This window comes from Frankia sp. BMG5.60 (assembly GCF_059428125.1).
Genome location: NZ_CM182091.1, coordinates 769405 through 795828, shown reverse-complemented (window position 1 = coordinate 795828; position 26424 = coordinate 769405). Strand labels below are relative to the sequence as shown.

General features: G+C 74.0%; 23 protein-coding genes and 1 pseudogene. 18 read left to right on the top strand and 6 right to left on the bottom strand.

Annotated features, from left to right (window positions below; all coding sequences use genetic code 11):
- Positions 1 to 155 precede the first annotated feature (155 nt).
- The 8 genes from AC5R91_RS03405 to AC5R91_RS03370 all read left to right on the top strand — a co-directional run bounded on the left by AC5R91_RS03405 (position 156) and on the right by AC5R91_RS03370 (position 7469).
- Complete coding sequence (locus AC5R91_RS03405; protein ID WP_495395633.1) at positions 156 to 1253, top strand: acyl-CoA dehydrogenase family protein; 1098 nt, start codon at positions 156 to 158, stop codon at positions 1251 to 1253.
- A complete protein-coding gene (locus tag AC5R91_RS03400; protein WP_495395632.1) occupies positions 1250 to 2278 on the top strand; it encodes an acyl-CoA dehydrogenase family protein in 1029 nt (342 codons plus the stop codon). The genes AC5R91_RS03405 and AC5R91_RS03400 overlap by 4 nt, the downstream gene beginning before the upstream one ends.
- A 92-nt stretch (positions 2279 to 2370) precedes the next feature.
- A complete protein-coding gene (locus AC5R91_RS03395) occupies positions 2371 to 2829 on the top strand; it encodes a Zn-ribbon domain-containing OB-fold protein (RefSeq protein ID WP_495395631.1) in 459 nt (152 codons plus the stop codon).
- Positions 2816 to 3967, top strand: coding sequence for a thiolase family protein (locus AC5R91_RS03390; RefSeq protein ID WP_495395629.1), 1152 nt, complete (start codon positions 2816 to 2818; stop codon positions 3965 to 3967). The genes AC5R91_RS03395 and AC5R91_RS03390 overlap by 14 nt, the downstream gene beginning before the upstream one ends.
- Before the next feature lie 45 nt (positions 3968 to 4012).
- Positions 4013 to 5185, top strand: a complete 1173-nt coding sequence (locus AC5R91_RS03385; RefSeq protein WP_495395628.1) for an acetyl-CoA hydrolase/transferase C-terminal domain-containing protein — start codon at positions 4013 to 4015, stop codon at positions 5183 to 5185.
- A 350-nt stretch (positions 5186 to 5535) separates the two neighbouring features.
- Positions 5536 to 6141: a DUF222 domain-containing protein gene (locus tag AC5R91_RS03380; protein ID WP_495395627.1), complete on the top strand. Its 606-nt coding sequence runs from the start codon at positions 5536 to 5538 to the stop codon at positions 6139 to 6141.
- Positions 6084 to 6410, top strand: coding sequence for an ATP-binding cassette domain-containing protein (locus AC5R91_RS03375; RefSeq protein WP_495395626.1), 327 nt, complete (start codon positions 6084 to 6086; stop codon positions 6408 to 6410). Before AC5R91_RS03380 ends, AC5R91_RS03375 begins: the two co-directional genes overlap by 58 nt.
- A 9-nt stretch (positions 6411 to 6419) precedes the next feature.
- On the top strand, positions 6420 to 7469 hold the full coding sequence (locus AC5R91_RS03370; RefSeq protein ID WP_495395625.1) for an LLM class flavin-dependent oxidoreductase: 1050 nt from the start codon (positions 6420 to 6422) through the stop codon (positions 7467 to 7469).
- Between the two features lie 109 nt (positions 7470 to 7578).
- On the opposite strand, the pseudogene AC5R91_RS03365 reads toward AC5R91_RS03370, so the two are convergent.
- The 4 genes and pseudogenes from AC5R91_RS03365 to AC5R91_RS03350 form a co-directional block, all read right to left on the bottom strand.
- A pseudogene (locus tag AC5R91_RS03365) lies at positions 7579 to 7854 on the bottom strand (TetR-like C-terminal domain-containing protein); the annotation flags it as partial.
- A gap of 222 nt (positions 7855 to 8076) precedes the next feature.
- Positions 8077 to 9669: a class I adenylate-forming enzyme family protein gene (locus tag AC5R91_RS03360; RefSeq protein ID WP_495395624.1), complete on the bottom strand. Its 1593-nt coding sequence runs from the start codon at positions 9667 to 9669 to the stop codon at positions 8077 to 8079.
- Positions 9666 to 10826, bottom strand: a complete 1161-nt coding sequence (locus tag AC5R91_RS03355; RefSeq protein ID WP_495395623.1) for an acyl-CoA dehydrogenase family protein — start codon at positions 10824 to 10826, stop codon at positions 9666 to 9668. Before AC5R91_RS03355 ends, AC5R91_RS03360 begins: the two co-directional genes overlap by 4 nt.
- Entirely contained in the window at positions 10823 to 12130 is a 1308-nt protein-coding gene (locus AC5R91_RS03350; RefSeq protein WP_495395622.1) for an acyl-CoA dehydrogenase family protein, read from the bottom strand. Before AC5R91_RS03350 ends, AC5R91_RS03355 begins: the two co-directional genes overlap by 4 nt.
- Positions 12131 to 12306: 176 nt before the next feature.
- Between AC5R91_RS03350 and AC5R91_RS03345 the strand changes: the two genes are divergently transcribed.
- The 8 genes from AC5R91_RS03345 (at position 12307) to AC5R91_RS03310 (ending at position 22888) form a co-directional block, all read left to right on the top strand.
- Positions 12307 to 13233: an SDR family NAD(P)-dependent oxidoreductase gene (locus AC5R91_RS03345; RefSeq protein WP_495395621.1), complete on the top strand. Its 927-nt coding sequence runs from the start codon at positions 12307 to 12309 to the stop codon at positions 13231 to 13233.
- A 43-nt stretch (positions 13234 to 13276) separates the two neighbouring features.
- Positions 13277 to 14512 carry a Zn-ribbon domain-containing OB-fold protein gene (locus AC5R91_RS03340; RefSeq protein ID WP_495395620.1) on the top strand — a complete coding sequence of 412 codons (1236 nt, stop codon included), beginning with the start codon at positions 13277 to 13279 and terminating at the stop codon, positions 14510 to 14512.
- Complete coding sequence (locus AC5R91_RS03335) at positions 14509 to 15669, top strand: thiolase C-terminal domain-containing protein (RefSeq protein WP_495395619.1); 1161 nt, start codon at positions 14509 to 14511, stop codon at positions 15667 to 15669. The genes AC5R91_RS03340 and AC5R91_RS03335 overlap by 4 nt, the downstream gene beginning before the upstream one ends.
- Before the next feature lie 69 nt (positions 15670 to 15738).
- Entirely contained in the window at positions 15739 to 16509 is a 771-nt protein-coding gene (locus AC5R91_RS03330) for an SDR family NAD(P)-dependent oxidoreductase (protein ID WP_495395618.1), read from the top strand.
- A gap of 73 nt (positions 16510 to 16582) precedes the next feature.
- Positions 16583 to 17602: a DUF2889 domain-containing protein gene (locus AC5R91_RS03325; RefSeq protein WP_495395617.1), complete on the top strand. Its 1020-nt coding sequence runs from the start codon at positions 16583 to 16585 to the stop codon at positions 17600 to 17602.
- Positions 17603 to 17614: 12 nt separating this feature from the next.
- Positions 17615 to 18454, top strand: coding sequence for a hotdog family protein (locus AC5R91_RS03320; RefSeq protein ID WP_495395616.1), 840 nt, complete (start codon positions 17615 to 17617; stop codon positions 18452 to 18454).
- Between the two features lie 193 nt (positions 18455 to 18647).
- Positions 18648 to 20270: a class I adenylate-forming enzyme family protein gene (locus AC5R91_RS03315; RefSeq protein ID WP_495395615.1), complete on the top strand. Its 1623-nt coding sequence runs from the start codon at positions 18648 to 18650 to the stop codon at positions 20268 to 20270.
- Between the two features lie 164 nt (positions 20271 to 20434).
- Positions 20435 to 22888 (top strand): CoA transferase, encoded by a 2454-nt coding sequence (locus AC5R91_RS03310; protein WP_495395614.1) that lies wholly within the window; start codon positions 20435 to 20437, stop codon positions 22886 to 22888.
- 86 nt (positions 22889 to 22974) lie between these two features.
- On the opposite strand, the gene AC5R91_RS03305 is transcribed toward AC5R91_RS03310, so the two are convergent.
- A complete protein-coding gene (locus AC5R91_RS03305; protein WP_495395613.1) occupies positions 22975 to 23469 on the bottom strand; it encodes a nuclear transport factor 2 family protein in 495 nt (164 codons plus the stop codon).
- An 84-nt stretch (positions 23470 to 23553) separates the two neighbouring features.
- Here AC5R91_RS03305 and AC5R91_RS03300 point away from each other — a divergent pair, with 84 nt between their 5' ends.
- Positions 23554 to 24186 (top strand): TetR/AcrR family transcriptional regulator, encoded by a 633-nt coding sequence (locus tag AC5R91_RS03300; protein WP_495395612.1) that lies wholly within the window; start codon positions 23554 to 23556, stop codon positions 24184 to 24186.
- Positions 24187 to 24228: 42 nt separating this feature from the next.
- Here AC5R91_RS03300 and AC5R91_RS03295 read toward each other — a convergent pair whose 3' ends face one another.
- Positions 24229 to 25398 carry an amidohydrolase family protein gene (locus AC5R91_RS03295; protein ID WP_495395611.1) on the bottom strand — a complete coding sequence of 390 codons (1170 nt, stop codon included), beginning with the start codon at positions 25396 to 25398 and terminating at the stop codon, positions 24229 to 24231.
- A gap of 375 nt (positions 25399 to 25773) precedes the next feature.
- Here AC5R91_RS03295 and AC5R91_RS03290 point away from each other — a divergent pair, with 375 nt between their 5' ends.
- On the top strand, positions 25774 to 26385 hold the full coding sequence (locus tag AC5R91_RS03290; protein ID WP_495395610.1) for a TetR family transcriptional regulator: 612 nt from the start codon (positions 25774 to 25776) through the stop codon (positions 26383 to 26385).
- Positions 26386 to 26424: the final 39 nt, after the last annotated feature.

The window sequence follows — 26424 nt, the reverse complement described above, 5'->3', positions numbered from 1 at the left end:
ACTTCTGACGAAATCGTCAACTACGATGTGCGGGCTGGATCGCACCCCCGGGCCGCGGTGCGAAGCATCCCGCCGACATCGGTGCGGGCGCCGTCCCACGGCGGCTGCGCACCCGGAGGAACCATCATGATCGTCGCCCGCGACGAGGTCGGCTGATGGCCGATCCCCACGACAAGCTGCGCCGGGAGGTCCGCGCGTTCGTCGCCGCGGCCGGCATCGTGCCGCGCAACGACAGCTGGTTGCGCGGCTACGACCCCGACTTCACCCGCGCCCTCGGCCGCCACGGCTGGATCGGCATGACCTGGCCGACCGAATACGGCGGCGGCGGCCGGTCGAACACCGAGCGGTTCGTCGTCACCGAGGAGCTGCTGCGCGCCGGCGCGCCGGTCACCGCGCACTGGACGGCCGACCGCCAGATCGGCCCGACGATCCTGCGGGTCGGCACCGAGGGCCAGCGCGCCGAGATCCTGCCGAAGATCTGCCGCGGCGAGGTCGTCGTGGGCCTGGGCCTGTCCGAGACCGAGGCGGGCTCGGACCTCGCGGCCGTGCGCACCCGGGCGACGGCCATCGACGGCGGCTGGTCGATCACCGGGGCGAAGGTGTGGACGACGTCGGCGCACCACGCCACCCACCTGTACATCCTCGCCCGCACCGGCGAGGGGGCGTCCAAGCACGAGGGCCTGACCGAGTTCCTCGTCGACGCCGACACCCCCGGCATCACCGTGCGGCCCATCCTCGACCTCGTCGGCGAGCACCACTTCAACGAGGTGATCCTCGACGACGTGCACGTGCCCGACGACCGCGTCCTCGGCACGGTCGGCGCCGGCTGGAAGCAGGTCACCGAGCAGCTCGCCTTCGAGCGCGGCGGGGTGGAGCGCTACCTGAGCACCTACCCCGTGCTCGCCGCGATGATCCGCACGGTCCAGCGCCACCCCGACCGGGCCGCGACCGAGCGTCTCGGCGAGCTGGCCGCGCGCCTGACCGCGCTGCGCCAGCTCGGCCTGCAGCTCGCCGGCGCCCTCGACCAGGGCGAGGCGCCGGTGCGCCTGGCGGCGGGGCTCAAGCTCGCCGGCACCCGGTTCGAGAAGGACGTCGTGGAAACCGCCCGGTACGTCTTCGACGTCTGCGAGGGCGACGCCGAGGCCCACCGGCTGCTCGTCGACGGCCTGGCCGTCGTGCCCGGCGCGTCGATCCGCGGCGGCTCGTCCGAGGTCCTGTACACCGTCATCAGCCGGGCGGAGCTGCCGCGATGATCTTCGATGCCGATCTGCGCCCCGTCGTCGACGACGTGCTCGGGGCGAACACCGACACCGCCCCCGGCGAGCTGTGGGCGCTGCTGACCGAACTCGGCTGGCCGGTCGTCGGCGTCGCCGAGGACGACGGCGGCGCCGGCGGGGATCTCGCCGCGGTCGCCGAGCTCGCCGCGGGCGTCGGTCGCCACGCCGCCGCCGTCCCGCTGATCGAGACCGGCCTGGCCGCCTGGGCGCTGGCCGGCGCCGGGCTGCCCATCGCCGCGACCGCCGAGCGCGCCGCGCTGGCGCTCGCGCCCGCCGGCACCGTCGAGGCCCGCCGCGACGGCCTCGAATGGGTCCTCGACGGCACCGTCGCGCGTGTGCGCTGGCTGTCCGAGGTGCCCGCGGTCGTGCTCGTCGTCGAGCAGGCGGACGCCACCGTCGTCGCCGTCCTCGACGCCCCACCGAGCGCCACACCGCCCGAGCGTGACCTCGCCGGCGAGTCGGCGGGGACGCTGCGCCTCGACGGCCTGCGGCTGCCCGCCGACCGCGTCGCCGTGGCCCCCGCGGGGCTCGCCGGGGATGTGTTCGACCGCGTCGCGGTGCTGCGCGCCGCGGCGATCTCCGGCGCCGTCGAACGGGCCTGCACGCTGACCAAGGATCACGTCACCACCCGCCAGCAGTTCGGCCGGCCGCTGTCGGCGCTGCCCGCGGTGCGCCAGCTCGTCGCCGGCCTCTCCGTCGAGCGCGACCTGCTCGACGCGGCGCTCACCGTCGCGGTGACCCGTCCCGGTCGCGGCACGGCGGCGGCGGTGCGCGCGGTGGCCGCGCGGACCGCCGGGACGGTGGCCACCGACACCCACCAGTTGCACGGCGCGATCGGCATCACCCAGGAGTACCCGCTGCACCTGGTGACCCGCCGGCTGTGGTCGTGGCGCGACGACGAGGGCACGCAGCGGCACTGGGAGCGGCTGCTCGGCGACGAGGTGGTCCGCACCGGTTCCGACGAGCCGCTGTGGGCGCTGGTCACCGGCGCGTCCGTCTGACGGCTCGACCGCGCACAGGCTCGACCGCGCACAGGCTCGACCGCGCACAGGCTCGACCGCGCACAGGCTCGAAGGCTCGAAGGAGAGTGGGAATGGCACAGCAGGTACCCCTGGCCGAGGATCTTTTCACCTGGCCGGCGGAGGAACCCGCCCTGATCGGCGGCCGGTCGTCGGACGGCAAGGTCGTCTTCCCGTACCGCAGCCACAAGCTGGTCGGGGGCGTCAACGAGGAGCTGGAGCGGGTCGAGCTGCCGCGCCGCGGCACGCTGTGGACGTTCACGGGCCAGCGGTTCCGCCCGCCGTCCCCGCCGTACGCCGGCGACGACACGCCGAAGACGTTCGAGCCGTTCGCGGTCGGCTACATCGAGCTGCCCGGCGCGCTGCGGGTCGAGGCCCGGCTCACCGAGGCCGACCCGGACAAGCTGCGCATCGGCCAGGAGATGGAGCTGCGCATCGTCCCGTTCGGCACCGACGCCGACGGCAACCAGACCATGATCTACGCGTTCGCCCCGGTCGGGGCCGAGGAGGGACACGGCGATGGCTCCGAGTGACGTTGCGATCATCGGCACGGGCCTGCACCCGTTCGGGCGCTACCCCGGTAAGTCGGCGCTGGAGATGGGCGAGGACGCCGTCATCGAGGCCCTCGCCGACGCCGGGGTGGAGTGGTCGGCCATCCAGGCGCTCTACGCCGGCAGCATGGAGGTCAAGAACCCCGAGGCGATCGTCGGGCTGCTGGGCCTGACCGGCGTGCCGGGCCGGGCGGTGTTCACCGGCTGCGCGACGGGCGCGACGTCGCTGGCGATGGCGGCGAACGCCATCCGCCTCGGCGACGCCGACATCGCGATCGCCATCGGCCTGGACAAGCACCCCCGCGGCGCGTTCTCCGACCACCCGTCGGTCTCCGGCCTGCCCGGCTGGTACGGCGAGGCCGGCCTGTTCCTCACCACGCACTTCTTCGGCATGAAGATCAACCGTTACATGCACGACTTCGGCATCACCCCGCTCACGCTGGCCCGGGCGGCGGAGAAGGCGTTCCGCAACGGCGCGGCGAACCCGCGGGCGTGGCGGCGCACCCCGATGACCGCCGAGCAGATCCTCGAGTCGCAGTACCTGAACTACCCGCTGACCCAGTACATGTACTGCTCGCCGGACGAGGGCGCCGCCGCGGCCATCCTCTGCCGGGCGGATCTGGCGTCGAAGTACACCGACAAGCCGATCTACCTGCGTGCCAGCACCCTGTTCTCCCGCCGCGAGGGCGCCTTCGAGCTGCTCAGCCCGTCGCTGCCGCTGGAGACGGCCCCGAGCCCCACCGTCTTCGCCTCCCAGGCCGCCTACGAGCAGGCCGGCATCGGCCCCGAGGACGTCGACGTCGCCCAGCTCCAGGACACCGACGCCGGCTCCGAGGTCATCCACCTGGCCGAGAACGGCTTCTGCAAGGACGGCGAGCAGGAGACGCTGCTGGCCGAGGGCGCCACCGAGATCGGCGGAAAGCTGCCGGTCAACACCGACGGCGGGCTGCTCGCCAACGGTGAGCCGGTCGGCGCCTCCGGGCTGCGCCAGATCCACGAGCTGGTCACCCAGCTTCGCGGCCGCGCCGGGGACCGCCAGGTCGCCGGCAGTCCGCGGGTCGGCTACGCCCACCTCTACGGCGCCCCCGGCACCGCGGCCGTCACCATCCTGTCCACCTGAGCTAGACCCGACTGCGAGGGTGATGGCGTGAGTGTCGGTGCTGGCATGAGTGTCGAGAGCGGGAAGCTGGCGGAGCTCGTCGAGCCGGGCAGCCGGGTGGCGCTGGCCGACGGGATCGGCGCGCCGCGGTCGGTGTCCGGCGAGCTCGCCGCCGCGGCCGCCGCGGCGGGCGGAGTGCGGCTGCTGCTCGGGTGGCTGCCCGTCGCCGACCGCGAGCTCGACCTCGCCGCCTTCGCCGACGTCCGCGCGGTGATGTCCGGCTGGGGGCTGCGCCGTCCGGTGGACGACGGGCGGGTACGGGCGCTACCGGTGCGGCTGTCGGCGGTGCCGTCGCTGCTGCACGGTCCGCTGCGCCCGGACCTGCTGGTCGCCACGGTCGTGCCGGCCCCCGGCGGCGGCTACGCCTTCGGCACCGAGGTGGCGTGGATGCACGCCGCGATCGCCGCCGGCGCCCGTGTCGCCGGCGTCGTCGCCCACGCCACCCCGCACTGCGACGCGGGCCCCCCGCTGCCCGCCGACCGGCTCGTCCTGGTGGGGGAGACCGACACCCCGCCGATCGCGCTGGAGTTCAGCGCCCCGGGCGACGAGCACCGGGCGATCGCCGAGCAGGTCGCCGCCCTCGTCCCGTCCGGCGCCCGGCTGCAGGTCGGCCCGGGGGCGCTCGGCGTCGCGGTGCTGGAGGCCCTGCGTACCCCCGTGCACCTGGACTCGGGCCTGCTGCCCGAGGGCGTCGTCGACCTCGACCGCCGCGGCCTGCTCGCCGGCACCCCGGTCACGACGTACCTGGCCGGCGGCCCGGGCCTGCTGGCCTGGGCGGCGGGCCGCCCGCTGCTGCATCCCATCGAGCACACCCACGACCTGGGCCGGCTGTCCACCGGCCTGCCGTTCGTCGCGGTGAACACCGCGATCGAGCTCGACGAACAGGGCCAGGTCAACGTGGAGGGCTTCCCCGGTGCCACCGTCGGCGGCGTCGGCGGCCACGCCGACTACGCCGCCGCCGGCGCCCGCTCGCCCGGCGGCCTGTCCATCATCGCCATGCCGGCGACCCACCGCGGCCGCCCCACCCTCGTCGAACGCCTCTCCGCCCCCGTGAGCACCCCCGGCCACGACGTCGACGTCGTCGTCACCGAGCACGGCACCGCCGACCTGCGCGGCCTCGACCGCCGCGAACGCGCCGCAGCCCTGCACCACCTCTGGGATCGCCCGGCGGCACCCTGATCTCCCCGATCACCATCCCGGCTACAGCCCGGCGCCGGCTCCGCGGAATGATCATCCGTCGGGTCGTCGGGTCGTCGGGTCGTCGGGTCGTCGGGTCGTCGGGTCGTCGGGTCGTCAGCTTCACGATCAGTCTCCGCGTTCTGGTCTGGGTCTGGGCCTGGGGCTGGTGCCGGTTCCGCGGAACACCTTGATCGAATCTTGGCTTGGGTGCCGGCTGCGATCTCTCCCAGCATTCGGCGTGCGGTGCCCCCCCGTTGATCCTTGGTTGATCTTGGTTGGGTTCTTGTCGGTGGGGGGTGGGACGATGTTCGAGTCCGATGTTCGACGACACCCCTGGCCCGGTGATCATGATGACTGTTCCTGTGTCCTCCGCGCCCGCCGATCCCTCCGCCTGGTCGGCGATGGTGGGGGTGGATGTGGAGTCGGCGTCGTTGGGGGAGGTGGAGGAGGTGATCTGCCGGTGGGCGGGGCGGATCGCGGCGGCGACGTGTGCCTGGCTGCTGGCGGTGGCGGCGTTCGATCGGCGGGAGGGCTGGTCGGGGATGGGGCTGGGGTCGTGTGCGCACTGGTTGTCGTGGCGGTGCGGGATCGGTCTGCGGACCGCGCGGGAGCAGGTGGCGACCGGGCATGCGTTGGAGCGTCTCCCGGCGATCCGGTCCGCGTTCGCCGCGGGCACCCTGTCGTATGCGAAGGTGCGGGCGGTGACCCGGATCGCCGACGAGCGTTCCGAGCAGGTGTGGTTGACCCATGCGCGGTATTGCACCGCCGGGCAGATCGAGCGGCTGGTGCGCTGCGCCCGGCAGGCCCGCGGCGAGGAGAGGACGCGCCGGTCGGCGCCGCGGCTTGGGTGGCAGTACGACGACGACGGGACAGCGCGTTCGACCGACCGGAGCGCACCGTGGCCGCCACCTACGCCGACGCGCTGGGCTCACGCCGGGCCGAGACCGTGCCGCTGATCGGGCTCGGCCTGCTCGCCCCGCGGGACCTGGGCCGGCCGGTGGGGGAGCTGTCCGTGGGCCAGCGCCGCCGCCTCGCTCTGGCGCTGCTCGTCGCGGACCCGCCCGACCTGCTGTTGCTCGACGAGCCCACCAACCACCTCTCGCCGCGCCTCGCCGACGAGCTGCAGGACGCCCTGGGCGCCGGCCCCGGCGCGATCGTCGTCGCCTCCCACGACCGCTGGCTGCGCTCCCGCTGGCCCGGCCGCGAACTGCGCCTACCCGGATAGGCTGCGCACATGCTCGAACTTGGGGTGCTTTCGCTCAGTGACACGCAGATTCGGCTCGGTACCGGGGAACGGGTCGGTCACGGCGAGCGGCTGGACGAGATCGTCGGGCACGCGACGCTCGCCGAGCGGGTCGGGCTCGACCTGTTCGCCCTGGGGGAGCACCACACCCTCGACTTCGCCGTCTCCTCGCCGGCGGTCGTGCTCGCCGCCGTCGCCGCCCGGACCAGCCGGATCAGGCTCACCAGCGCGGTGACCGTGCTGCCGATCCTCGACCCGGTGCGGCTCTACCAGGACTTCGCCACCCTCGACCTGCTCAGCCACGGCCGGGCCGAGATCATCGCCGGGCGCAGCGCGTACGCCGAGCCGTTCGAGATGTTCGGCGAGCACCTCGCCGACGCCGACGCGCTGTTCGACGAGAAGCTCCGCCTGCTGTTGACCCTGCGTGAGCAGGAACGGGTGACGTGGCGCGGCCGGTTCCGCCCCCCGCTGACCGACGCGCCGATCACACCCCGGGCCGAGCCCGGCTCGCTGCCGGTGTGGGTCGGGGTCGGCGGGTCACCCACCAGCGCCGAGCGGGCCGGCCGCCTCGGCCTGCCGATGGTGCTCGGCTACATCGGCGGCCCGCTCAGCCACGCCCGGCGCGCCGTGGACATCTACCGCGCGGCCGGCGAGCGGGCGGGCCATCCCGAGCGGCTGAAGGTCGGCATCTCGACGCACTTCTACGCGGCAGCCTCCGAGCAGGACGCCCGCGACGTCCACCCGTACTACTACGAGTACCTGCGCCCCAAGACCCCCGGCGGGCGCGGCTTCATCGTCTCCGCGGAGGCGTTCGCCGACGGGATGCGCCGCGGTAACGCCATCATGATCGGCACGCCCGCCCAGCTCGTCGAGAAGATCCTCGACGCCCACCAGACCCTCGGCCTGGACCGTTTTTATGGCCAGATCGACTGGGGCGGCCTGCCCCGCGAGCAGGTCGGCGAGTCGATCCACCGCTTCGCCGAGACCGTCGCCCCGGTCGTCCGCGCCCACACCGACAGCCACACCAGCGCCGCCCGCTGATCGTCGCCGCCGATGGGCGGCTGGGTAGTACCGCGGACCAGGCCGGTCGGGCTCCGGGGCACGGTTCCGCGGAACACCATGATCGCCGGGCGGTCGACGGTGCCTGTGATCAGCGCGGCTCGGTGAGGGTGGCCACGAGCTCGTCGATCAGGTTCTCGTCGACGGGTCGGCTGGTGGCGAGCATCCGGTACCAGATGACGCCGAAGACGAGGTCGGCGACGGTGCCGGGGGACGGGATCGGCGGCAGGTCGCCCCGGGTCCGGGCGCGGTCGAGAATGATCCCGAGCGCGTCGCGGCGGCGCTGCAGAAACGCGGAGCGGAACCGCTGCTGGAACTCCTCGTCGATCTGGGCGTGGGCCATCAGGGCGCGCAGCGCGTCGACGACCCGCCGGTCGGCGGCGTCACTGCCGTCATCCGGGCTTCGACCAGGCCGCCCGGGCTCTGCCGGCGCAGCGGATCGCGACCGCGGACGACATCGCCGAGGTCACCGTCGTCGCGGCGACCAATCCGAACGTCACCGGCACCGTCATCGAGGCCGACGGCGGGGCGCGGCTGGTGTCGATGGGGTGACCGGTCGATGGGGTGAGCCGGGGGGCTCGTCCTCAGCTCAGCGGCGGGGGCCCCAGGCGGTGTCGGTGCGCAGGCGGGCCTTGTCGACCTTGCCGGCGGCGTTGCGGGGCAGCGGCTCGGTCAGGATCGCCACGTACTGGGGGATCTTGAAGTCGGCGAGGCGGCCGGCGGCGTGGGTGAGCAGGGCGGGGACGTCGACGGTCGCGCCGGGGCGGGGCACGACGGCCGCGGCGACGCGCTGGCCGAGGCGCGGGTCGGGCACGCCGACCACGGCGACCTCGCCGACGCCGCCGAACGCCGCCAGCACCCGTTCGACCTCGATGCTGTAGACGTTCTCCCCGCCGCGGTTGATCATGTCCTTGATCCGGTCGAGCAGGTGGACGCGCCCGGCGTCGTCGATGCGGGCGAGGTCGCCGGTGCGCAGCCAGCCGCCGTCGAGGACCTCGGCGCTCGCCTCGGGCCGCCGCCAGTAGCCGCTCATGAGCTGCGGGCCGCGCACGAGGAGCTGGCCGACGCCCGCGGCGGCCTCGGGGCCGTCGAGGCGCAGCTCGGTGGCGGCGACGGCGCTGCCGACCGTGTCGGCGTGGGCGAGGACCTCGTCGTGGTCCAGGCCGCTGACGCAGGCGGCCTCGGTCAGCCCGTAGCCGGGGCCGAACCGGGCCGCGGGGAAGGCGGCGAGCAGCTCCGCGACCTGGCTCGGCGGCGTCGGCGCGGCGCCGTAGCTGACCAGCCGGACGTGGGAGACGTCGGTGTGGGGGAAGTCGGGGTGGCGCAGCGCCTGCCAGTACATCGCCGGCACGCCGTTGAGCACGTCGATGCGTTCGTCGCGGATCGCCCGCAGCCAGGCGCCGGTCTCGAAGTGGGTGGCGATGACGACCGTGCCGCCGGCGAGCAGGGCCGGCAGCCACTGCATGCCGAAGGCCAGGACGTGGAACAGTGGCGCGGCGATCAGCGTGCGCGTCGCCTCGGTCGGGCCGAGGTGCAGGGCGCGGCGGCACTGCTCGGCCGCGGACAGCAGCGCCCGGTGCGACAGCATCGCGCCCTTGGGCACGCCGGTGGTGCCGGAGGTGTAGAACAGGGCCGCCAGCGCCTCCGGGTCGTCGGCGAGGCGGACGGTGGCCGGGCCGTCGGGCAGCGCGGCCGGGTCGTCGACGACGAGCGTGGCGCCGGAGTCGGTGACGATGTGTTCGACCTCGGCCGGGGTCAGCCGGGTGTTCACGGGGACGGGTACGGCGCCGGCGAGGATCGCGCCGAGCACCGCCGCGCACCAGGGCGCGCCGTTGGGCAGCCGCACGGCCACCCGCTCACCCGGGGCGACGCCGGCGGCGACGAGGCCGCCGGCGACCCGGCTGGCGGCGTCCCACAGTGCGCGGTAGGTCAGGCGCTGGCCGGTGGCGAGGTCGACGAGGGCCTCGGCGTCGGGCACCCGCTCGACGGTGGCGCGCGTGCCGTCGCCGACGGTGGTCGCCAGGCCGGTGAAGCGAAGCCCTGCCGCGGTGCGCACCGTGCCCTCGACGTCCGGGCCGGGGCCCGGTGCGGCGAGCCCCGGGCCCGGCAACGGCGGCGCGGCGGACGGGACGGTGGCCGTCCCCACGCCGGGCGCGGTGGCCGGGCCCGGCGCGGCGCTCACACTCCGGCCTTTGCCAGCAGTCGCTCGTAGTAGACCGCCGGGCCGCCGAACAGCAACTGGGAGGCCTTCGCCCGGCGGTAGTACAGGTGCGCCGCGTGCTCCCAGGTGAAGCCGATGCCGCCGTGGACCTGGATGTTCTCGGTGGCCACCGCGAGGAACGCCTCGGAGCAGACGGCGTGCGCGACGGCGGCGGCGACGCCGGCCTCGGGCGCGTCGGCGAGGCCGTCGACGGCGCGGGCGGCCTCGCGGGCCGCGGCGTCGGCGACCTGGACGCGGGTGAGCATGTCCGCGGCCTTGTGCTTGACGGCCTGGAAGCTGCCGATCTGCCGGCCGAACTGGACGCGGTCCTTGGCGTAGGTGGTGCTCGCCTCCAGGCAGGCGCGGGCGGCGCCGACCTGCTCGGCGGCCAGCGCCGTCGTCGCCACGTCGAGGACCCGGTCGAGGATCGCCGCCGCGCCGCCGGCCGCGCCGACCAGGCGGGCGGGAGTGGCCGCGAAGGTGACCTTGGCGATGCGGCGGGTCAGGTCCAGCACGGGCAGCGGGGTGCGGGTGAGTCCGGCCGCGTCGCCGTCGACGGCGTACAGGCCGGGGCCGGCCGGGCCGCCCGCGACGACGAGGAGCACGTCGGCGCCGGCGCCGTCGAGCACGAGCGGCGCGGTGCCCTCGAGGGTGACGTCATCCGTGCCGGCGCTCGCCGTGACGGCGAGGGCGTCACCGGCGCCGCGTCCGCCGAGTGACCAGCCGCCGTCGACGCTCGGCGGGGCGAGGGTGGCGGTGGTGGTGCCGGCGGCGATGCCGGGCAGGATCCGCGCGGCCTCGTCGCCGCCCGCGGCGACCAGCGCGGTGCCGGCGAGCACCACCGAGGACAGGAACGGCGAGGGCAGCAGCGCCCGGCCCATCTCCTCCAGCACCACGGTGAGTTCGACCAGGCCGTAGCCGTCGCCGCCGTGCTCGGTGGGCAGGGCGAGGGACTGCAGGCCGAGCTGCTCGGCCATCTGCGCCCAGACCTTGTCGTCGTAGCCGCGCTCGGAGTCGATCGCCGCGCGTACGGCGCGCTCGTCGGCCTTGGCGGTCATGAAGTCGCGTACCGCCGAGCGCAGCTCGTCCAGCTCGGTGCTGGTGGTGTCCTCGCCGCTGGTGGTGTCCTCGGTGCTCATGCAGACCTTCCCGATTCCGTGGCCCCGACTGACGCCGCGGACCCGGCCGAACGACGGAGCTCCCGGAAGGGCGACCTGGTGTCGATGCCGGGCTCCTTGGGCAGCCCGAGCACCCGCTCCGCCAGGATGTTCTTCATGATCTCCTCGGTGCCGCCGAGGATCCGCAACGCCGGGGTGGACAGCAGCAGCTCCGTCCACGAGTAGGTGCCCCACGCGCCGGTGTCGGCGATCAGGCGCGGGCCGATGATCTCGGCGGCGAAGTGGGCGCCCCGGGTGAGGTTCTGGGCGTACATCAGCTTGGACACCGACGCCTCGGGGCCGGGCTGCTCGCCCGCGCGGAACTTGCGGACCATCTGGTGGTTGAGGTACTCGGTGGCGAGCGCGTCGGCGTGCAGCTCGGCGAGGCGCCGGCGGGCGGCGCCGTCGTCGAGGCGGCCGTTGGCGCGCAGCAGCTCGGTGAGGAACGGCAGGGCGACCGCGCGGCCGACGGGGCCCGCGCCCTCGCCGCCGACGCTGGCCCGCTCGTTCATCAGGGTGGTCAGGCCGACGCCCCAGCCGCCGTCGACGGGGCCGAGGCGGTGGTCGTCACCGACGTGGACGTCGGTGAGGAAGACCTCGTTGAACTCGGAGCCGCCGCTCATCTGGCGCAGCGGGCGCACGTCCACCCCGGGGGCGGTCATGTCGACGATGAACGCGGTGATGCCCCGGTGCTTGGGGTTGTCGGGGTTGGTGCGGCACAGCGCCAGCCCGATCGCGGCGTGGTGCGCCACCGACGTCCAGACCTTCTGCCCGTTGAGCACCCAGCCGTCGCCCTCGCGCACGGCCTTCGTCTCCAGGCTCGCCAGGTCGCTGCCCGCGGCCGGCTCGCTGAAGAGCTGGCAGGCGATGATCTCACCGCTGTAGAGCCGGGGCAGGTAGCGCTGCTTGAGCTCGTCGGTGCCGTGGGCGAGGATCGTCGGGCCGATCATGCCGAGGCCGATGAGGGAGAGCACCCCGGTCTCGGGCACATCGTAGGCGGCCTCCAGGCCGTCGTAGACGAGGTCGTGCAGGGTGGTCAGGCCGCGCCCGCCGAACTCGGTCGGCCCGGTGATCCAGCCGAAGCCGTTGTCGTAGCGGGTGCGCTGCCAGGCCTTGGCCGCGGCGACCTTGGCGTTCTCGACCTCGGGCGGGTCGGTGCTGAAGTAGGTGATCCGGTCCTCGCCCTCGCCCCAGGCGACGTCCTCGGCCGCCCGGGCGCGGCGGGTGGCGTGGGCGTCGAGGAACGCGGTGACCTCGGCGACGAACTGGTCCATCTCGCTCGGCATGGGCGATCTCCGACTGGGGTGTCAAGTATGGCGGGAAATCCCGGCCTGCAGGGGCACACCGGGGCGGCATGAGCAAGGGATATGGCCTCATGACACTAAGGTTTGACGAATATGTCAAGTAGACCCTAGAGTCGCCAGCGTCGCCGTGCGGACTGACCGGGCAGAGGAGCTGACGGGTGTCGCAACAGGGTGAGCGTCTCCTGGAGGGACGCGTCGTCATCGTGACCGGCGGAGGCCGGGGAATCGGCCGCAGCCACAGCCTCGAGCTGGCCGCCCACGGGGCAACTGTCGTGGTCAACGACCTGGGCGTCGGAGTCCGCGGGGAGTCGTCGCAGGAGGAGCCCGCCGACGCCGTCGTCGCCGAGATCGAGGCCAAGGGCGGGGTCGCGGTGCGCGACACCGGCAACGTCACCGACTGGGCGGCGGTGCGCTCCCTCGTGGCGAACACGGTCGAGCGGTTCGGTCGACTCGACGCCGTCGTCAACAACGCCGGCATCCTGCGGGACGCGACGATCACCTCGCTCACCGAGCAGGACTGGGACGCCGTCATCGGCGTCCACCTCAAGGGCACCTTCGCCCTGACCAAGCACGCCTGCGACTACTGGCGGGCCGAGTTCAAGGCGGGCCGCCCGGTCGCCGGGCGGATCGTCAACACCACCTCCGGTACGGGGTTGGCGGGCAACGTCGGTCAGGCCGCCTACGGCGCCGCCAAGGCCGGCATCGCGAACCTGACGCTGACCACGGCGCTCGAGGGCAGCCGCTACGGCGTGACCGCCAACTGCATCTCCCCGGTCGCCGCGACCCGGATGACCGCCGGCACGGGCCTCGCCCAGCCGGGCGCCGACGAGGGCTTCGACCGGTTCGACCCGGCGAACTCCTCGCCGGTCGTCGCCTGGCTGGCTTCGGAGCGCTCCGGCTGGCTGACCGGGCGGGTGCTGCGCATCGACGGCAACACCGTGCATCCGGTGGACCCGTGGAGCGTGCGCCGCGGCTACAGCGCCGCCCGCGGCGGGCGCCTCGACGCCGCCGAGCTCGACGCCGGGCTGCGCGTGGTGCTCGGCACCGCGCCGGCCGGCCTGGCCGGCCTGAACATCATTTCGTGATCGGGGTGTCTGTGATCTGCTGGCGGCGAGAGGAGACAACGCGATGACGACGGTGGCCGCTGTCGGTACGTACCTGCCCCCCTGGGGCAGCGCGCGGGGACGGGTCCTGGGACCCGACGAGGACGCGGTGACCCTGGCCGTCGCCGCCGCCCGCGCGGCGCTGGAGCAGGCCACCCCGGCCGGCGCGGCGACGGCGCCGGACGTGCGCCGGGTGGTCTTCGTGACCCGGGAGCTGCCGCTGCTCGTCGGCGGCAACGCCGCGGCGCTGCTGGCCGGCATCGGGCTGCCCGACGACGTGCCCGTGGTCGAGCAGGTCGGCGGCGGGCCGGCGGTGTTCGACACCCTCGGCGACGCCGAGGCCGGCACGCTGGTCATCGGCGTCGACGCGGCCGAGTCAGGCCCGGTCGGCGCGGCCGCGGCGCTGCTGGCCGACGGGGCCGGGGTCGGCGTGGAGCCGATCGGCCGCATCGTGCGCAGCCTGCCGGTGCACAGCCGGGAGAACGGCGGCGGCGCCCGCGACTACTCCGACGCCCGGCTGGAGCGCGAGCGCGGCGTCGGGGTCGCCATCGAGCGCCTCGACCTGACCGACAAGCCGGTGGTCGTCGCGGGGCTGCCCGCCAAGCAGGCCCGGGCGCTGTGCGCCGGGGTACCGCCGACGCTGCCGACGACGGGTGCGAGCGCGGCGCTGTTCGCGGTGGCGGCGCTCGCCGAGGTCGGCGGCGGCGGGCTGGTCCTCGCCGTCGAGCAGGGGTCAGCGACGGCGCTGCGTGTCGACGGGGTGCCCGCGGTGCGCCGCGACGAGCCGGCGCTGCTGGCGCCGGAGAAGCTGACCCGTACCCCCGGGCCGGACATCGCGATCTCGCTGGCCGCCTACGAGCGGGCCTTCGACGCGAAGCTGCGCTGGGACGCGGGCAGGTGCGACGCCTGCGGCACGCTGGCGCTGCCGCCGCGGCGGCGGTGCCTCAACTGCGGCTCGGAGGACGGCTGGTCGCTGACCCCGCTGCCGCGCACCGGCGAGGTGTACACGGTCGTCACCGTGCATGTCCCCGTGCCGGGGCTGCCGACGCCGTACTCCCTGGCGATCGTCCAGCTCGACGGGGTGGACGTGCGCGCGCTGGTGAAGGTGACCGGCGCCCCGGCCGGAACGGTGCAGATCGGCGACCGGGGGCGGCTGGTGCTGCGCCGGGTCGCGGTGCGCTCAGGAATTCCGGACTACGGATATGCGCTGTATCCGGAGGCGGCTACGGCCGCGGATGCAGGCGAGGGAGCGGTGCGATGAGGCGGGTGGCGGTGGTCGGCGCCGGCATGACGGCGTTCGGCGAGCATTTCGACCTGGGTATCAAGGAACTGCTGCCGATGGCGGTGTCCGAGATGGCCGCGCACGTCGACAAGGGCCTGGACCGCGCCGACATCCAGGCGGCCTGGTTCGGTGAGCTGACGACCTCGGACGGTTTCCCCACCGGCATCCTCGCGGACACCTGCGGGCTGCTCGACATTCCGGTGACCCGGGTGGAGAACGCCTGCGCGACGGGTAACGACGCGGTGCGCAACGCCTTCTACGGCGTCGCGTCCGGGGCGTTCGACGTGGTGCTCGTCGTCGGCGCGGACAAGGTGCGCGAGTCCTCGGCGCGCAGCACGTTCTGGGAGTGGGCGGGCCTGACCCGAGACATGGCCTGGGACTACCCGCTCGGCCTCGTCGCCCCGGCGAACTTCGCCCTGCACGTCGCCCGCTACCTGCACGAGTCGCCCGCGACGAAGGAACACCTCGCGATGGTGGCGGTGAAGAACCACAAGCACGCCGTGCCGAACCCGAAGGCGCAGTTGCGCTACGAGATCACCGTCGAGCAGGCGATGAACTCGCCAGTGGTCGTCGCCCCGTTCAACCTGTACGACTGCACCCCGCAGAGCGACGGCGCCGCGGCGCTGCTGCTCGTCTCCGAGGACGTCGTCGACCGCTACACCGACCGTCCCGTCTGGGTGCGCGGCGTCGGGCTCGGCCTCGACCGGGTGATGCACCAGCACAAGAAGGACATGACGACGTTCCCGCCGACGGTGAAGGCAGCGAAGGCGGCCTTCACGATGGCCGGGATCGGCCCGGAGGACATCGACGTCGCCGAGGTGCACGACTGCTTCACCGGCGTCGAGCTGATCAGCTACGAGGACCTCGGGTTCGCCGAGAAGTTCGGCGCCTACAAGCTGATCGAGAACGGGGTGACCAACGTCGGCGGGGCCAAGCCGGTCAATCCCAGCGGCGGTCTGAAGGCGAAGGGGCACCCGCCGGGCGCCACCGGCGTCGCCCAGTGCGTGGAGCTGTTCGAGCAGCTCCGCGGTGAGGCGGCCAACCAGGTCGACGGCGCCCGCACGGCGCTCGCGCACAACATCGGTGGCCCCACAGCGGTGTCGGCGGTGACAATCCTGTCCTCGCAGCGAGGCTGACCGCGGGCGGGACGGCGGGGGCCGCATCGGCGACCCCCGCCGGGATGTGACACACGGGAAAGGGACCGGATGGAACTGGCAGGCAACGTCGCCCTCGTGACCGGCGGAGCGGGCGGCCTCGGTGAGGCCACGGTGCGGGCGATCGTCGCCGCGGGCGGGTCGGCGATCATCGCCGACCTCAACGACGAGCGCGGCGAGAAGCTCGCCGCCGAGCTCGGCGACGCGGTGAAGTACTCGCGCACCAACGTGCTCGACGACGACTCGGTGCTCGCGACGATCGAGGCGGCCGGCGAGCTCGGCACGCTGCGCTTCGCGGTGGCGGCGCACGGCGGCTTCGGCGTCGCCGAGAAGGTCGTGCAGCGCGACGGCTCCCCGGCGTCGATGGACGGCTTCCGCAAGACCGTCGACCTGTACCTCAACGGCACGTACAACGTGCTGCGCCTGGCCGCCGCGGCGATCGCGCGCACCGAGCCCGGCGAGGACGGCGAGCGCGGCGCGGTCGTGACCACGGCCAGCATCGCCGCCTTCGAGGGCCAGATCGGCCAGTCCTCCTACGCGGCGGCCAAGGGCGGCGTCGTCGGCCTCACCCTCGCCGCGGCCCGCGACCTCGGCTCGCTCGGCATCCGGGTGGTCTGCGTCGCCCCGGGCACCATGCGCACGCCGATCATGGAGTCGGTCGGGCCGGAGGCGCTGGCGAAGTTCGGCGCGGCGGTGCCGTTCCCGAAGCGGCTCGGCCACCCGTCGGAGTACGGCGCGCTGGTCACCCACATCCTGACCAACCCCTACCTCAACGGCGAGACGATCCGTCTGGACGGCGCCCAGCGCTTCCAGCCCCGGTAGGGCTCGCGGCCGCGGGGGTGCGGTGGCGCCCCCGCGGCCGGACCACGTTCTCGAACAGACAGGGGGAGTGGCGATGATCCGAACAGGTCATCCCGGCCATGGACCGCGCACCCCGGCGGCGGCGACCCCCCGACGCCGGCCGGGTTCGATCCGGCGCACGAGCACCGTCGACATCGCCGGCGGCCGCGAACTGACCGGCCCGCTGGTGCTGCGCGGGCGGGGCCGCGACCTGCTCACTGACCCCGCCGGCGCCGGGGTCGAGCTGGCCCACGCGGCCGTCGAGGTCGAGATCGACCGCACGGGGCGCCCCGCCGTCGCCCACGTCCTCACCGACCCGCCCCTGCCCGGCGCCGAGGCGCTCGTCGGCGCGAGCGTGCCCGGCGGGTTCCGCAGGGCCGTCGCCGCCGCCCTGCCGGCCGAGACGTCGTCGCTGGGCCACCTGCTGCTCGACGACGTGCCCGGCGCGGTCATTATCTCCGGCTACGCCTGGGCGGTGGAGCCCGGCGAGAACGGGCCGCATCCGGGCGGCATGGCCCAGGCCGACATCTGCTCGGGCTGGCGCTCCGACGGCACGATGATGATCTCCATGCGCAACGAGGGCGGGCTGCCGCCGATGGCCGGCCCCGTCGCCCCCGACCTCGCCGACCCCGACGACCCGGCCGCCTGGCACGAGCTGGCGCCGCTGGGCGTGAACGGGGTGCGCCGCCGCCGGCGCCTCGACCTCACCGCCCGCGACGGGCTGCTCGACGTCGACGCGATGTTCCGCGACACCTACGTCGACTCCGACGGCGACGAGACCGTCGTCCACGAGTACGGCCTGACCGCCGGGATCGACGCGGCGACGTTCACGGTCGTGACGGTCGCCGCGCAGCCGCGGGTCCTGCCGTGGGTCGAGTGCCCGCTGGCCGGCGCGAGCGCGGACCGCCTCGTCGGCACCGACGTCCGCGCCGTGCGCGGGCTGGTCGGCGGCGCGTTCCGCGGCATCTCCACCTGCACGCACCTCAACGACCTGCTGCGCTCCCTCGGTGACGTCGAGGCGCTGGCCGCCGCGCTCGGAAAGAATTCCGAGGAGGTTCGCCCGGTATCCCTGTAGTACCGTCCAGGAATGGTCAGGGATATTCGTGAGGTCACCCCGGAAGAGCACTGGAAGCAGTTCGAGGAGGCCTGGACGGCCCTGCTCAGCTACCGCTATCTGGGAAAGCTGAGCCCCGATCTCGACAGCGAAGTCGAGCGGGAGACGATGCCGCTGCGCCATGACATGCGCAACTCCACCGGCGGCATCATGGCGGCGCCGCTGTGCATCGCCTCGCCCGAGCCCTACTGGCTGGACAGCCAGTGCGTGCCGGCGCCGGTGGTGATGTCCTACGACATCCTCGACAGCGCCCGCGACGTCCGCGGTGTCGTCGTGCACCGCGACGTCATCCACCTCGGCCGCTCCATGGGCTTCAGCCGGTCGCTGACGGTCGACGCCGACGACCCGAGCCGGGTGATCGCCGTGTCGTGCGGGACCGGGGTGAGCCTCGGCGACGTCCCCGAGGACTACCAGAAGGTCCCCAACCCCCCGGTCCCGGTCGTGGACTCCCCGTCGCTGCCGCCGCTGCACCAGGTCTTCGGGGCGCGCCGCGGGCAGGACGGGTTCTGGCGGCTGCCCGAGGTCACCCCGGAGCTGTCCTCGCCGCACGCCGCGCTGCACCTCGGGCCGATCAACATCGTCCTCGAGGCCGCGGCGACGGACGCCGCCGCCGCGCACGCCGGCACCGACGCGCTGCAGGTCGACAGCTGGATCGTCATGTTCATCCGCCCCGGCGTCGCCGGGCCGTTCCGGGCCGAGGCCGAGGTGGTCAGCGGGCGCTCCGAGCGGATCGCGACGCAGTTGACGCTGCGCGACGAGGGACGAGAGGACCGCATCGTCAGCGTCGCCCGCGCCGTCTTCCGCCGGGTGTGACACACGTCGAGTGAGCGGGTCGCTTCGGGGAGTCCCGTCATTGACGTCCCTTGCGACGGGTTCATAGAATAGCGTTCTACGTGCGGCGAATTGGTGTCCTCCGTATCCTGCGCCGGGATTCCTTTGCCATCCGGGGATCTCGTTTGCGTCGGTTCCGCCGGCCGAGCCGCATCGAGTCCGAAGGGTGCTTCGCGTGCCGGTTCCGGTTATCAATGACGCCGTCACCTGGTGGGAGCTGATCGAGCGCCGGGCGCGGGCGACCCCGGAGCTGGCGATGCTCGTCGACGCCGCCGGGCGGCGGCTGACCTTCCGCCAGTTCCGCGAGGTCGCCGAGCGGGTCGCCGCCGGGCTGTGGGAGCTGGGGGTGCGCCCGGGGGAGACGGTGAGCTGGCAGCTCCCGACGACGATCGAGGCAGCCGTGCTCATGTCCGCGCTGGCCCGCCTCGGCGCGGTGCAGAACCCGCTCATCACGGTCCTGCGCGAGGCCGAGGTCGACTTCATCGTCGGCCAGCTCGGGGCCCGCTGGATCGTCGTCCCCGAGGTCTTCCGCCGGTTCGACCACCGGACGATGGCGGAGAAGGTCGCCGCCCGCCACGACGCCCGCGTCCTCGTCTGCGATCCCGCCACGTCGGCCGGGGAAGGCGAGGCGGGGGAGGGGGAGACGGGGATCCCGATCGGGTTGCCGCTGGGCGACCCGGCCGTTCTCCCGCACCTGTCCGTGGCCGGGGACGGGGCCGGGGACGGGGCCGGGGACGGGGCCGGTGACGCGGTGCGCTGGGTGTTCTACACCTCGGGCACCACGGGCGTGCCCAAGGGCGTGCGGCACACCGACCGGTCGGTGATCGCCAGCTCCAACGGGATGGTCTACCAGCTCGGGTTCACCGACGCCGACGTCGCCTCCATCCCGTTCCCGCTGGCGCACATCGGCGGCCCGGGGATGCTGGGTCTCATGGCGCGGGTCGGGTGCTCCGGCGTGCTCGTGGAGACCTTCGACCGGGAGGCCACCCCGGCGATGCTCGCCCGCCACGGCGTGACGATGCTCGGCAGCGCCGCCCCGTTCTTCCACGCCTACCTCGACGCGCAGCGCCGCCACGGCGACGAGCCGCTGTTCCCCCGGCTGCGACTGTGCGTCTCCGGCGGGGCGCCGAACGAGCCGGGCCTGCACACGCGGATCCGCGCCGAGCTCGGCGGGGCCGGGATCTGCAACGGCTGGGGCCTCACCGAGCATCCGGTCGTCGGCTACGCCGCGCCCGGGTCCCCGGACGACCGGATGGAACGCACCGCCGGCCGTCCGGCGCCGGGGGTCAGCGTGCGGGTCGTGCGCGCCGACGACACGCCCGCCGCGCCCGGGGAGGAGGGCGAGCTGCGCCTGCGCGGCCCGCAGCTCTTCGCCGGCCACACCGATCCCACCCTCGACGCGGGGGCCTTCGACGAGGCCGGCTACCTGCGCAGCGGCGATCTCGGCTACGTCGACGCCGACGGCTGGCTGTACGTGACCGGGCGGCTGAAGGACATCATCATCCGCAACGCCGAGAACATCTCGGCGCTGGAGGTCGAGGCGGTCGTGCTGCGCCATCCGGCGGTCGCCGAGGTCGCCGTCGTCGGGCTGCCCGATGCCCGCACGGGGGAGCGCGCCGTCGCCGTCGTCGTGCCCGACCCCGACCAGCCGACGCCGACGCTCGCGGCGCTCGTGGCGTTCTGCCGCGCCGAGGGCCTCGCCCCCTACAAGATCCCCGAGCAGCTCGAACTGGTCGCCGAGCTGCCGCGCAACTCCATGGGCAAGGTCCTCAAGCGCCAGCTCCAACTCGCCCTCTGACGCCGACCGTTCCCCTGGCTTCGGCACGCGGGCCGCAGGTCGCACGCGCCACGCGGGTTGCCCGGAGGCACGGCGTGTCCAGAACGGGCTGGGCTGCAGGAACAGTCGAATTAGGGTGAGAGGGCGGGGCGACTGCGGCGGGGACTCGGGCAGGAGGGCATGGGATGAGCGGCGCGTATGACGGGGTGCGGGTCCTCGACGCGAGCGGGGCGATCGCGGGCGCGATGGCCGCGATGTACCTCGCCGACCAGGGCGCCGACGTCGTGCGATTACGCCCCCCCGGGCGCGGCCCGCTCGACGACGGCCCGGGTGCGTTGTGCTGGGACCGCAACAAGCGGCTGTGCGCGCTGGACCGGACGACCCCCGCCGGGGCGGCGCAGCTTCGCCGCCTGCTCGCCGCCGCCGACGTGCTCGTCGTCGACGGCACCCCCGACGACCTCGACCGCGACGGGCTCGACCCGGACGGCGTGCGCGCCGCGCATCCGGGCCTGATCCACCTGTGGCTGCCGCTGCTCGCCCCGGCGCCGCCGTGGGGCCGGCTGCCGGCCGACCCGCTGCTCGCCGACGCCGTGTCCAGTGCGTCGGGCGAGCACGGCTCCTACGACGGTCACCCGCTCGCGCTGGTCACCCCGATCGCCGCCTACGGCCAGGCGATCCTCGGCGCGACCGCCGTCGCGGCCGCCCTGCTGGGCCGCGACGGTGCCGGCCGCGGGGATGCCGGCCGCGGGGATGCCGGCCGCGGGGATGCCGGCCGCGGGGATGCCGGCCACCGGGATGCCGGCCGCGGGCGGGCGGTGCTGGTCAGCGGGCTGCACGCGACGGCGGCGATGCAGGCCGCGAGCCTCACCGACGCCGAGGGGATCATCCGCGCGAGCCAGCCGGGGGGCGGTGGCTCGTCGCCGAACTACCGGCTCTACCGCTGCTCCGACGATCGCTGGCTCTACCTCGGCGCGCTCACCGAGCCGCTGTTCCTCACCGCGCTCGACGTGCTCGACCTGTTCGAGGTGCTGACCATGCCGGGCGTGGACGGCTCGATGCTGAACATGCTGCGCCCCGGCGTCGGCGCCCCGGTGGTCGAACGCTTCGCGGCGAGGTTCGCCGAGCGGCCGCTGGCCCACTGGGAGCGGCTGCTGACCGACGCAGGGGTGCCCAACGCCCCGGCGCAGACCCGCGACGAGTGGTGGGCGGGCGAGGTCGTCGCGTCGAACGGGATGCGCCGGGTGCACGTCCATCCCGAGCTCGGCCCGGTGGAGATCCCCGGCGATCCGATCCGGCTGGGCCGCACCCCGGGGGCGTTCTCCCACCTGCCGAGCGCGCAGGCGTTCGTCGACGCCGCGCAGGTCTGGGCCGACCCCCGCCCCGCCGCGGCTGCGGACCCTGCGGGGGCCGGGTCGGCGGCGGGGTCGGCGGCGGGGTCGGCAGGGGAACCGCCGGCGCCCCTGGCCGGGCTGCGCGTGCTCGACCTGGGCAGCTTCGTCGCCGGGCCGTTCGGCTCGACGCTGCTCGCCGACTACGGCGCCGAGGTCATCAAGGTCGAGGGGCCCCAGGGCGACCCCTACCGGATCTACACGGTCTCCTTCCTCGCCTTCCACAAGGGCCAGGACGACATCGTGGTCGACCTGAAGACCTCCGAAGGCCGGGAGACGTTCCACGACCTGGTGCGCAGCGCCGACGTCCTGCTCGACAACGTCCGCCCGGGGGTACGCGAGCGCATCGGCACCGACTACGCCACCCTCGCCGCGATCAACCCGCGGCTCGTGCGCGGCACGGTCACCGCCTGGGGCACCGGCAACCCGCTGAGCGCCACCCCCGCCTTCGACCCGCTGCTGCAGGCCCGCTCCGGGCTCATCACCGCCCAGGGCGGCGCCGGCGCGCCCTGCCAGAGCGCCATGCTCGTGCACGACATCGGCACCGGGTCGCTCGTCGCCTTCGGCATCCTCGCCGCGCTGTACGCCCGGCGGCGCGACGGGCTCGGCCAGGAGGTCGTCACCACGATGGTGAACTCCTCGGTGATGATGCAGGCCGGGGAGTTCGTCCGCCACGCCGCCCGGCCCGCGCCGGCGGTGGGCGGCCACGAGTACGTCGGCGACACCGCGGCGCACCGGCTGCACCCGTGCAAGGAGGGCTGGGTCGCCATCGCCGCCACGACCCCCGAGCACGCCGTCGCCCTCGTGGCCGCCCTCGACCTCACAGACGTGGGCCGCGAGGCCGGCGTGGGACGCGAGGCCGGCGCCGCGGCGCTGCTGCGGGCGCCGGCCGCGGGCCCGGCGGCCGACCGGATCACCGCGGCGCTCGCCGGCCTGAGCAGCGCCGAGGCCGCCGCCCTGCTCGCCGCCGCGGGCGTGCCGGCCGCGCCCGTCCTCGACCGCGGCGGCTTCCTGACCGATCCCTGGTTCGCCGCGGCGGGCATCCTCACCCGCATCGACGAGCCGGACCTCGGCCCGTGCACGGTCGTGCGCCGCTACGCGGACTGGTCCGGCAACCCGGTCGAGATCACCGCGGCGGCACCGCCCCCGGGGGCGGACACCCGCCGCATCCTCGCGGGCCTGGGCTACTCCGGCGACCGCATCGCCGAGCTCCTCGCCGCGGGGGCCGTCCGGGAGCACGCCGCGCCGTGATCCAGCCCTGGGGAGGCCCCGGCGGCGCTGGCGTGACGACCGTGGCGCGGTTCCGCGGAACACCATGATCGTTGAGCTGGGCGGGGTCAGGCGGGGTCGGTCCGCGGCAGGTCGCCGGCCTCGCTCAGCGCGAAGACCGTCCGGGAGTGGTAGGTGTCGTTGAACTCCCACAGCCGGCTGATGCGCTCGCCCGAGAACTCGAACAGGAAGTGGTACGCCTGGTCGTAGCGATTGCCGGCGACGGTGACCGCGTGGCCCTCGGTGAGGGCGGCGACGCGGTCGTCCTCGGCGGTGAGCGTCGTGACGGTCTGCTGGATCGGCGCCCGCAGGAGCTCGGTGTTGACCCATTCGATCGACGCGCGCATCTGGTCACGGTCGGAGAACCGCCGCGTCGACAGGCTGAACCAGGCGGCGTCGTCGGTGAGCAGATCGAAGGCGCCGGCCACGTCGCCGGCGTTCATCCGGTCGAAGAACGCCCGCACCGCCGCCTTGTTCCGCGCCACCGTGTTCGGCGCCGCCGTGTTCGGCGCCGCCGTGTTCGGCGCCGCTGTGTTCGGCGCCGCCGCACCGGTCTCGGCCACCTCGGGGGCTCCTTTCGTCGGCGCGGCACCTATGCTGAACATCCGTTCAGTGAGGCGGGCGCATTCAGCGAGGGGGAGGGCTACATGTCGACGCACCTGACCGGGCCGGAGGACCTCACCGCGAAGGCGCGCATCCGGGCGGCGGCCTTCGCCCTGGTCGCCGAGCGGGGGGTGCACTCGACGACCGTCCGCGCGATCGCCCAGCGCGCGGGCGTCTCGCCGGCCCTGGTGATCCACCATTTCGGTTCGAAGCAGGGGGTCATCGACGCGATCTCGACGTGGATCGTCGAGTACCTGCACCGCAACACCCGCGAACCCGATCGCGGCGGCGACCCGGCGCAGGCGCTGCAACGTCGGCTCGTCCGCTTCGAGCGGATGGTCGCGGAGGTACCGCTGCTCGGCGCCTACGTCCGCCGGATGCTGCTCGACGGCCAGCCCGACGGCCTGGACTGGTTCCGCCGGGCGGTGGACCTGTCCACCGAGGAACTCGCCCACCGCGAACACATGGGCAAGGCCCGACCGTCGACGGACCTGCGCGCCGAGGCGGCGATGCTGTTCATCCTCGGCTTCGCCCCGGTCCTGCTCGGCCCGATGCTGGAACACGCCCTGGGGCTCGACTTCGACGACGAGCGGTCCTGGACGCGGTGGCGCGACGCCGAGTCCGAGCTGCTGACCTCCGCGCTCTACCCCGGCGCCGCGACCACCGACACGCCCTGACGCACCGACACGCCCTGACGCTCAGTCAGGAGCGCGGTCAGATCAGGTGCGGGGGAAGTTGAGCATCGTGCGGGCGTTGGTCTCGGTGATCTTCACGACCTCGTCGTCGGGAACGTTCGCGAGGACCTCGGCGGCACGCTTGCGGCTGTTCGGCCAGTTCGAGTCGGAGTGCGGGTAGTCGATCTCCAGCATGATCCGGTCGATGCCGACCTTGTGCCGGTTCTCCAGGCCGAACTCGTCGTCGATGAAGCAGCCCCAGAAGTGCTTACGGAACAGGTCGGAGGGGCGGGCGTCGAAGTCGATCGGCTGGTAGTAGCGGTGGCGCTCCCAGACGAAGTCGGCGCGCTCGAGGATGTAGGGAATCCAGCCGATGCCGCCCTCGGCCAGGGAGAACTGCAGCTTCGGGTGCTTCTGGAGGACCCCGGAGAACAGCAGGTCGGTGGCCGACCACATCAGGTTGGTCGAGAAGATGGTGATGGCGACGGCGAACGGCGCGTCGGGGAGGACGACCTCACCGGGAATGGCGCGGGTGGCGGCGAAGGAGAAGCCGGGGACGTAGCTGCCCGAGCCGAAGTGCAGCGAGATGACCATGCCGGTCTCCTCGCAGGCGTCCCACACGGGCTCCCAGGCGGCGTTGTGGAACGACGGCAGCCCCAGTGGCACGGGGCTGTCGGGGAAGGAGATGGTCCGGGCGCCCTTGGCGGCGGTGCGGCGGATCTCCGCCGCGGCGAGCTGCGGGTCCCAGGTGGGGATCAGGGCGAGGGGGATGAAGCGGTCCGGCGCGGCCGCGCACCACTCGTCGATGTGGAAGTCGTTCCACGCCTGCACGCACAGCAGCGCGAGGTCCTTGTCGGGCGCCCGCTGGAACACGCCGCCGCCGAAGCCGGGGAAGGACGGGAAGCACAGGGCGGCCTGGATGCCGTCGAGGTCCATGTCCTTGATCCGGGCGACCGGGTCGTAACAGCCGGGGATCATCTCCTCGTAGCGGACCGGGTCGATGCCCCACTCCTGCGGCGGGCGGCCGGCGACCGCGTTGAGCCCGACGGTCGGGAAGACCGAGCCGTCGTAGTGCCAGACGTGCTTGCCGTTCATCTCCTGGATGCGCGGGCCCTGCTCGCGCAGCGCCGCCGGCAGCCGATCCTGCCAGACGCGGGGATGTTCGATGAGGTGGTCGTCCACCGAGACGATCTGATGATGATCCTGCAGCGGCATGAGACGCGCTCCCTCGTCGGTGTTGCGGTTGGGCGCGAGGCAGCGTACCCAATGTTGACGTATTCGTCACCTGATCGCTGTCCGCCGGTCAGGCGACTGCGTAGTGCAGCCGAGTGTCGACGTGCCGTGCACACAGGACGTATGCCCCGTGCAAGCGAGGGGGCGGCAGAGTCTCTCGACCGACCGGGCGGTCCGGTGGCCTGCCGGGGCCTTCTGTTGGCGGTGGCGTCAACTACCGTGGGGATCCCTCGCGTCCGCCTCGCGGGCACGTCGCCGGGCCGCCGTCCACACGCCGTAGAATGATGTTCCACGGGCCGTGCCCGGCCGCTGGCGTGCGCCCGCAGATGCCGCTGTGCGCCGACGAAGGGAGCGCCGATGGCGAGTCCGCTGCGCTACCTCGACGATCCCGTCGCCCTGGCGCGCGAGCGCCAGGCGTTCATCGCCGCGGCGCTGGACCTGCTCGCCGCGACTGACACGGTCGACCTGCAGGTCAGCCGGATCGTGGCGCACGCCGGTCGGCACAACGCCGCCTTCTACCGGGTGTTCGGCTCGAAGGACGGGCTGACCCTGGCCGTGGTCGAGGAGGCGACGCGGCGCACGGCCGTGGTGGTGGAGCGCCGCGTCGCCGCCGCCGGACCGCCCGTCGAGGCGGTGCGCACCTGGGCGGTGGCGCTGCTGTCGCTGGCACGGGGCGAGGCGGCGCGGGCGATCCGTGCCCTCGCCCTGGACCGTTACCGCCTGCTGCATCGCTTCCCGCAGGCCGAGGCCACGCTCACCCTCCCGCTGCGCCAGCCCCTGACCCAGACGTTGCGCCGCGCCGAGCTGCCACGGGCGGAACTGCTCGCCGACGCCGCGTTCGAACTGGTCATGAGCCGCCAGGCAGCCTGGATCGCCCTTGACCATCAGCCCGACGCCGACGAGGTCGCCGCCTACGCGGAGCTGGTCCTGGACCTCGTCGGCCTGTCCCAGCCCGCCGCCTCGCGGTAGCCGGGCGCAGGCAGGGGCGCCCCGGGGCCACTGGCCCCG

Excerpts from the sequence above, each read along its gene's own strand:
- AC5R91_RS03405 (WP_495395633.1), top strand. The coding sequence starts at position 156 with ATGGCCGATCCCCACGACAAGCTGCGCCGGGAGGTCCGCGCGTTCGTC.
- AC5R91_RS03400 (WP_495395632.1), top strand. The coding sequence starts at position 1,250 with ATGATCTTCGATGCCGATCTGCGCCCCGTCGTCGACGACGTGCTCGGG.
- AC5R91_RS03395 (WP_495395631.1), top strand. The coding sequence starts at position 2,371 with ATGGCACAGCAGGTACCCCTGGCCGAGGATCTTTTCACCTGGCCGGCG.
- AC5R91_RS03390 (WP_495395629.1), top strand. The coding sequence starts at position 2,816 with ATGGCTCCGAGTGACGTTGCGATCATCGGCACGGGCCTGCACCCGTTC.
- AC5R91_RS03385 (WP_495395628.1), top strand. The coding sequence starts at position 4,013 with ATGAGTGTCGAGAGCGGGAAGCTGGCGGAGCTCGTCGAGCCGGGCAGC.
- AC5R91_RS03380 (WP_495395627.1), top strand. The coding sequence starts at position 5,536 with ATGACTGTTCCTGTGTCCTCCGCGCCCGCCGATCCCTCCGCCTGGTCG.
- AC5R91_RS03370 (WP_495395625.1), top strand. The coding sequence starts at position 6,420 with ATGCTCGAACTTGGGGTGCTTTCGCTCAGTGACACGCAGATTCGGCTC.
- AC5R91_RS03355 (WP_495395623.1), bottom strand. The coding sequence starts at position 10,826 with ATGAGCACCGAGGACACCACCAGCGGCGAGGACACCACCAGCACCGAG.
- AC5R91_RS03350 (WP_495395622.1), bottom strand. The coding sequence starts at position 12,130 with ATGCCGAGCGAGATGGACCAGTTCGTCGCCGAGGTCACCGCGTTCCTC.
- AC5R91_RS03340 (WP_495395620.1), top strand. The coding sequence starts at position 13,277 with ATGACGACGGTGGCCGCTGTCGGTACGTACCTGCCCCCCTGGGGCAGC.
- AC5R91_RS03335 (WP_495395619.1), top strand. The coding sequence starts at position 14,509 with ATGAGGCGGGTGGCGGTGGTCGGCGCCGGCATGACGGCGTTCGGCGAG.
- AC5R91_RS03330 (WP_495395618.1), top strand. The coding sequence starts at position 15,739 with ATGGAACTGGCAGGCAACGTCGCCCTCGTGACCGGCGGAGCGGGCGGC.
- AC5R91_RS03325 (WP_495395617.1), top strand. The coding sequence starts at position 16,583 with ATGATCCGAACAGGTCATCCCGGCCATGGACCGCGCACCCCGGCGGCG.
- AC5R91_RS03320 (WP_495395616.1), top strand. The coding sequence starts at position 17,615 with ATGGTCAGGGATATTCGTGAGGTCACCCCGGAAGAGCACTGGAAGCAG.
- AC5R91_RS03310 (WP_495395614.1), top strand. The coding sequence starts at position 20,435 with ATGAGCGGCGCGTATGACGGGGTGCGGGTCCTCGACGCGAGCGGGGCG.
- AC5R91_RS03300 (WP_495395612.1), top strand. The coding sequence starts at position 23,554 with ATGTCGACGCACCTGACCGGGCCGGAGGACCTCACCGCGAAGGCGCGC.
- AC5R91_RS03295 (WP_495395611.1), bottom strand. The coding sequence starts at position 25,398 with ATGCCGCTGCAGGATCATCATCAGATCGTCTCGGTGGACGACCACCTC.
- AC5R91_RS03290 (WP_495395610.1), top strand. The coding sequence starts at position 25,774 with ATGGCGAGTCCGCTGCGCTACCTCGACGATCCCGTCGCCCTGGCGCGC.